This window comes from uncultured Campylobacter sp. (assembly GCF_938045535.1).
Classification (GTDB): domain Bacteria; phylum Campylobacterota; class Campylobacteria; order Campylobacterales; family Campylobacteraceae; genus Campylobacter_B.
The window spans coordinates 1-6,517 of the sequence record NZ_CALIMQ010000096.1 but is presented as its reverse complement, the minus strand read 5'-3'; the positions used below and the strand labels follow the sequence as shown (position 1 = coordinate 6,517).

Genomic DNA, 6,517 nt, shown 5'->3' with positions numbered 1-6,517 from the left:
ATTAGCAGGTCCTTGTTTAGTTTGTGCTGGAGCTTTCCAACCTGTAGGTTGGTAACCACTTGGGGCTGCCTTGATGAAGAAAATTGCACAGATAATAACAACAATATAGACCAGTCCGATTGTTCGAAAAGCAAAGAAGGCATCTTGTTTTTGAATGAGACTACTTGCAACTGGTGACGCGATAACTGCAGCAAACCCCATACCTCCTGTTAGAATCCCAGAAGCTAAGCCACGTTTATCAGGGAAGAGACGAAGAGAATTTGAGAGGGCTCCTGAATAAGCAAATCCTTGACCAAGACCTGCCATCAAACCATAGGTCAGATAGAGCATGGCTGGTGAACTAGCATAACCAGTTAGATAAAAGCCGCTAGCAAAGAGAAGGGCCCCAAGGGCGATTGTCCATTTTACATATCCCTTGTCTACCAAATAACCTCCGAGAATCATGGGGATCGGTCCGATTGCTGAGTTAATTGCAAATGCGAGCATGATTTCGGACATTGACCAGCCTGTTGAAGAACTTAGAGGCCCAGCGAAAACGGAAAAAGAATAGACTGCCCCTGTACAGAGGAGAATAGCAGTTGATGCAGCTAAAACTTGCCAACGATTGAATGTCTCTTTCATAAAAAGACCCTCCTTTAACTTAATACATATTTTCACAAAGACTATAACATAGTTAAAAATGAGGGTCAATACTTTCTCGGAAAATATTGTTAATTTTTTCACTAAGTTATACTAAGGTAAGATAAACTGATAGAATAACACAATATTTTAGTGTCGTGAATGTCGAAGATAATTTAAAGTAGTATAATGAAAGTGAATAAAACAAAGCTACTTACTCACTGGATAAAATACCTAAGGACAAGCTTTAGGATAAGTTTTTCACAAAAACCACTTACCAACTACTACAACGATAAAAATTTAAAAGGATAAAAATATGAAAGTGTTAATCACTAAAAAACTTTTAGAAGAGATAGTTTCAAATACTAGCTCCTACCTTGATAAAAAAGATCTAAGCTCGATAACTTCGCATCTTTTAATGAGTGCTAAAGATGGAATTTTTAGTATAAAAGCTACCGATCACGAAATAGGCCTTAGCTATAATATTCAGAACGTCGCTATAGAAACAGAAGGCGAAGCCACTGCAAACGGAGGCAAACTCCTTAACGTTATCAAAGGCTTAAGCGACGATAGCGTTACTTTAGAAACTGTCAACGGAGCGCTATTTGTAAAGCAAAAAAAATCTAAGTATAAGCTTCCGATGTTTGAAACGAGGGATTTTCCGAGCTTTCCTACAATAGAGGGCAAAAATAGCTTTGACGTAAATGCTGGAATTTTAGGAAGAAGCCTTAAAAAAATATATCCGTCAATTGATACGAACAATCCGAAATATGAGCTAAACGGAGCCTTAATCGACGTAAAAGAGGGATTTTTAAATTTAGTCGGAACCGATACTAAGCGACTTAGCGTTTATAAGCTGATCACTCAATCAAAAGCGGGCGAGCTAGATACTAAAATTTTAATCCCTAAAAAGGCGATAGGCGAAATTCAAAAGCTATTTTCGGATAAAATTAAAATTTACTACGACGAAAACGTGCTACTAGCGGTGAGCGAAAATTTTGAGTTTTTTACGAAGCTTATAAACGGCAAATTTCCAAACTACGAGCGCGTGATCCCAAGCGATACGGCGTATAAAATTTTAATCCCGCGCGATAAGATGGTAAGCGGCGTGCGAGCGATAAATGCAATGTGCGAGGAGATGAAGGTTACCATTAAGAAGGACGGAATGGTTTTTGAAAGTATCAACGAAGATAATTCCGAAGCAAAGACCGAAATTGAAGCGGCGATCGATATAAACGGCGAGATAGTCTTCGGCGTGAAAAATCGCTTTCTGCTTGATTTTTTAAGTAATATTGAGAGTGAAATTTTTGAGCTTGATTTTAACAACTCCGATACGGCGTTCGTACTTAGCGCGGACGACCTAAAAACGGTTGTCATGCCGATAAATAATATTTAAAGGAAAATTATGAAGCAAAATTACGGCGCCAGTAATATTAAAGTTTTAAAAGGTCTTGAGGCTGTTAGAAAGCGCCCTGGAATGTATATCGGAGACACCAATATCGGTGGACTTCATCATATGATTTATGAGGTTGTAGATAATTCGATCGATGAGGCGATGGCAGGTTACTGCGACACAATCGATGTTGAGATCACTAGCGAGGGAAGTTGTATCGTTAGTGATAACGGTCGCGGAATCCCCGTCGATATACATCCGACCGAAAAAATTCCTGCCGCGACGGTGGTTTTAACCGTGCTTCACGCAGGCGGTAAATTTGACAAAGACACTTATAAAGTCTCCGGCGGTCTGCACGGCGTGGGCGTTAGCGTTGTAAATGCGCTCTCAAAAAAGCTCGTTGCTACGATCAAACGTGACGGAAATATTTATAGACAAGAATTTGCCAAAGGAATTCCTACTACAGAGCTTGAAAAGATAAAAACTACTAACCGCACGGGCACGACGATCGAGTTTTGGCCCGACGGCGAAATTTTTGAAATTTTAGAATTTGACGATGAAATTTTATCGAAAAGATTTCGCGAGCTAGCGTATCTAAATCCAAAAATCACGATAAATTTTAAAGATAACCGCACGGGCAGGGACGAGCACTTTCACTTTGAAGGCGGTTTAGAAAGCTTCGTAAACGATATGAATAAAGCGCCTGCCATATCCAAAGCCGTATCGTTTAGCGACGGCGCGGAAGATGTTATGGTGGATTTCGCGCTTATGTATAACGAAACATATAGCGAAAATTTACTGAGCTTTGTAAATAATATCAAAACTCCGGACGGCGGTACTCACGAGGCTGGTTTTAGAGCGGGTCTTACGCGCGCGATAACAAATTACGTCGCGGCAAATGCGGCTGCACGTGAAAAGGATACGAAGATCACCGGCGACGACGTTCGCGAGGGGCTCATCGCGGTAATTAGCGTCAAGGTTCCCGAGCCGCAGTTTGAAGGGCAGACTAAAGGCAAGCTGGGTTCCAGCTATGTTAAGCCGATCGTGCAAAAGATGGCGTTTGAGGTGCTTAGCAAATATTTTGAAGAAAATCCTATCGAAGCGCGCGCCATTATGAATAAGGCTCTTTTAGCCGCGCGCGGTCGCGAAGCGGCAAAAAAAGCACGCGATCTAACGCGCAAAAAAGACAATATAAATTCCGTCGGAACCCTTCCAGGAAAGTTAGCCGATTGTCAGAGTAAGGATGCAAGCATTAGCGAAATTTATCTAGTCGAGGGTGATAGTGCGGGCGGCTCGGCGAAGCAGGGAAGAGACCGCGTGTTTCAAGCGATCCTGCCGCTTAGAGGTAAAATTTTAAACGTAGAAAAGGCGCGCCTGGATAGAATTTTGCAATCCGAAGAGATTAAAAATATGATCACGGCCTTTGGTTGCGGTATCGGCGAGGAATTTAACGAAGAAAAGCTCCGCTATCACAAAATTATCATTATGACCGATGCGGACGTTGACGGCAGCCACATTCAGACGCTGCTTCTAACATTTTTCTTTAGATTTTTGCGCCCTGTTGTCGAAAACGGCTATGTTTATCTGGCACAGCCGCCACTTTTTAGATATAAAAAGGGCAAAAAAGAGATTTATCTGAAAGACGAAAAGGCGCTTAGCGAGTTTTTGATCGAAACGGGCATCGATATGGGCGAGTTTGAAGGTATTGGCAACGAGGATCTGATCGATTATCTAAAAATAGTCTCAAATTACCGCTCGCTTCTAAATGAGCTCAAAAAGCGCTTCAGCGTGCTTAGCGCGATTAGATTTTTGATAGAAAACGACGAAGCGCGAAGCCTCGGCTACGAGGAGATATTTAAAATTTTAAAACCGCGCCTAGAAAGCGAAGGATTTAATATATTAAATTCCTACGTAAATGATGAAGGCATTAGAATTTATGTCCAAACTCCGAGCGGCTTGGAACAGCTTGTGATAGATGAGAATCTATTCGGCAATTATATCTTTGAAGAGGCGATCAGAATTTATTCAAAGATCAAAGAGCGGGATGTAAGCTTTGGCAAGGATTTTATTGAAATTTTAGATGAAATCGAAAAAAGCTCGAAAAAAGGCGCTTATATTCAGCGCTATAAAGGTCTTGGTGAGATGAATCCGGAGCAGCTTTGGGAAACCACTATGAGCCCTGAAAATCGAAGGTTATTAAAAATTAATATTGCCGATGCGCAGAGTGCTAGCGATACCTTTAATCTTTTCATGGGCGATGAGGTCGAGCCGCGCCGAAACTACATCCAAGATCATGCAAAAGATGTAAAACATTTGGATGTTTAGATGTTATTTAGTGAGACCAAAGAGCGCGAAAATCGTTTCATAACGGCACTTAAAATTTCGGTGCCGTTTACCTGCGTTTTAATTGTTTTCGGAATTATTTTGTTCCGAAACGGCGAGTTTAAATTTGACGACGTAATTTTATTTTTGATACTTTTAATCTGCTATGTTTATTACGTTATCTATCAAATTTATTTCGGTTTTCAAAAGACGCTGATTGATCCCGTTACGCATGTATTCGTGCGCGAGGAGATCGAGAAAATTTTAAGCAATGATCTAGCTAAAAATCGTCAAATAAATATTGTGCTTTTGCGAATTAAAAATATCATCGACATAAACGATCGATACGGTTATAAAAACGGCGATGAAATTTTATACGAGTATTGTAAGGAACTTTCAAATTTTATGGCGGAGCAGGGCTTTAAGGACCTTCCGATAGGTCGATTTATAAACGGCTACTTCGTATTCGGTGTAGAATCAAAAGCTACAAATTTAAGCCATATTTTGAGGATGTTTGAGCATAAAATTTCAAGTCAGACGATCAAAAATGTAGAGATTAAAAGCGAATTTACGATGCTTCCAAGCTCCTATGATCGCAATCTGCATAATATCGTAAATGCGCTATTTTATAAGATAAATCACCTGGACGACGAAGAGCACGGCGAGAAGGCTATTGACGTAGAGAAAGTATTAATAGACGTATTTTCCGCCGACGTGATGGAGGCGATAGATAGTGAAAATTTCAGTTTTAAATATCAGCGCGTTGCGGATAAAAACGGGGTAAAATCTCATATAAATTTGATTCCGAAGCTTGATCTAAGAAGCGGCGAAAAGATCACAAAAAGTAGAATTTTAGATATTTTGCTTCTAAATCATTACGATATTAAATACGATATTTCGATGATGAGGCAGATTTCTAGAATCATCTATTTTAAGGATATCGACGCTAAAATTTTTATCGAGATTATGCCTCAAACGCTGCGAAATAATGAGTTTCGCAATGAAATTTTAAAGCTCATCGATAATAACCTAATCGATCCGAAAAAGATCGTGTTTGAGTTTAACGAAAAGCTTATCTATTCTGAGATCAAGCGCTTTGATGAAATTTTAATTAGATTTCGCGAACTCGGTTTTAGCTTCGCGCTGTCGCAGTTCGGCGGCTCAAACGCGAGCTTTGAGTATTTAAAATTTCTAAACGTCGATTTTATCATTTATGACATAGAATTTAATAAAAATTTAGACGATGAAAAAATTAAAAATATATTTATAGGCATGAACGAAGCCTGCGCAAAATCGAGCATCAAAACCGTAATGCGTTTCGTTGACAAAGAGGAATTTCAAATGCAGCTTTATAAAATGGGTATCGATTATATTCAGGGATTTTGCGTCGAAAAGCCGAACGATATATCTAATTTAAGGAGATCATAGTGAGATACGGCGAAGAGGAAATTGAAAAATTTGACATCGAAAATTTAGAAGTTTGGCCCAATAAACAAAAGCGCGATTATCTTATAAAAATAACCCTACCTGAGTTTTGCTGCCGCTGCCCGCGCTCGGGCTATCCAGATTTTGCGACGATCTATTTGGAATATATCCCGGATAAGCTCGTAGTCGAACTTAAAGCGATTAAAATTTACATAAATTCATTTATGAACCGCTATATTAGCCACGAAGATAGCATAAATGAAATTTATAGCGCACTGCAAAGCAAGCTAAAGCCTAAATTTATGAAAATCACGGGCGATTTTAATCCACGCGGCAATGTCCACACCGTAATCGAAATAAACTCGGATCAAATTTACCGATGATAAGCTCAAATTTAGTCGAACAAATTTTTAAATCCGCAAGCATTAGTCGCTGGAACGATTACCCAAAGATGGTAAGTTTAGTCGAGCTCGACAAGCAGGCGCATAAATTTATTATCGCTTATTTTATCGCTAGCTTTGAGCGCGACGTGGATATCAACTACGTCATCGAAGCGGGGATTTTCGAGTTTTTAGCGCGTATCGTAGTAACCGACATCCGTCCGGACGTCTTTCATCAGATCCAAAAAACCAAGAAAAAAAAGATCAACGAATGGGTTCTAAGTGTCCTGGAAAGCGATCTTTTGCCTATTCAAAATGGCGCTTTTTTCGAGCGATTTAAAAAATATCTAAATTCCAAGGATCATAAGAAAGAAGCGGT

At 39.7% G+C, this 6,517-nt stretch carries 5 protein-coding genes and 1 pseudogene; 5 read left to right on the top strand and 1 reads right to left on the bottom strand.

Annotated elements, in window-relative coordinates; translation table 11 throughout:
* Window positions 1-621, bottom strand: a 621-nt coding sequence (locus Q0095_RS03175) for an MFS transporter (RefSeq protein ID WP_297881294.1), incomplete at its 3' end; no start/stop codon positions are given.
* Window positions 622-934: 313 nt separating this feature from the next.
* On the opposite strand from Q0095_RS03175, the gene dnaN reads away from it, so the two are divergent.
* The 5 genes and pseudogenes from dnaN to Q0095_RS03150 all read left to right on the top strand — a co-directional run.
* The gene (dnaN, locus tag Q0095_RS03170; RefSeq protein WP_297881292.1) at window positions 935-2,014 is read left to right on the top strand and encodes a DNA polymerase III subunit beta; all 1,080 of its coding nucleotides are present in this window, start codon (window positions 935-937) and stop codon (window positions 2,012-2,014) included.
* Window positions 2,015-2,023: 9 nt separating this feature from the next.
* Window positions 2,024-4,336, top strand: a complete 2,313-nt coding sequence (gene gyrB / locus Q0095_RS03165; protein WP_297881290.1) for a DNA topoisomerase (ATP-hydrolyzing) subunit B — start codon at window positions 2,024-2,026, stop codon at window positions 4,334-4,336.
* The gene (locus tag Q0095_RS03160; protein WP_297881288.1) at window positions 4,337-5,761 is read left to right on the top strand and encodes an EAL domain-containing protein; all 1,425 of its coding nucleotides are present in this window, start codon (window positions 4,337-4,339) and stop codon (window positions 5,759-5,761) included.
* The gene (gene queF, locus Q0095_RS03155; RefSeq protein WP_297881286.1) at window positions 5,761-6,141 is read left to right on the top strand and encodes a preQ(1) synthase; all 381 of its coding nucleotides are present in this window, start codon (window positions 5,761-5,763) and stop codon (window positions 6,139-6,141) included. The genes Q0095_RS03160 and queF overlap by 1 nt, the downstream gene beginning before the upstream one ends.
* Window positions 6,138-6,517, top strand: a pseudogene (locus Q0095_RS03150) (hydrolase); the annotation flags it as partial. The gene queF and the pseudogene Q0095_RS03150, both read left to right, overlap by 4 nt.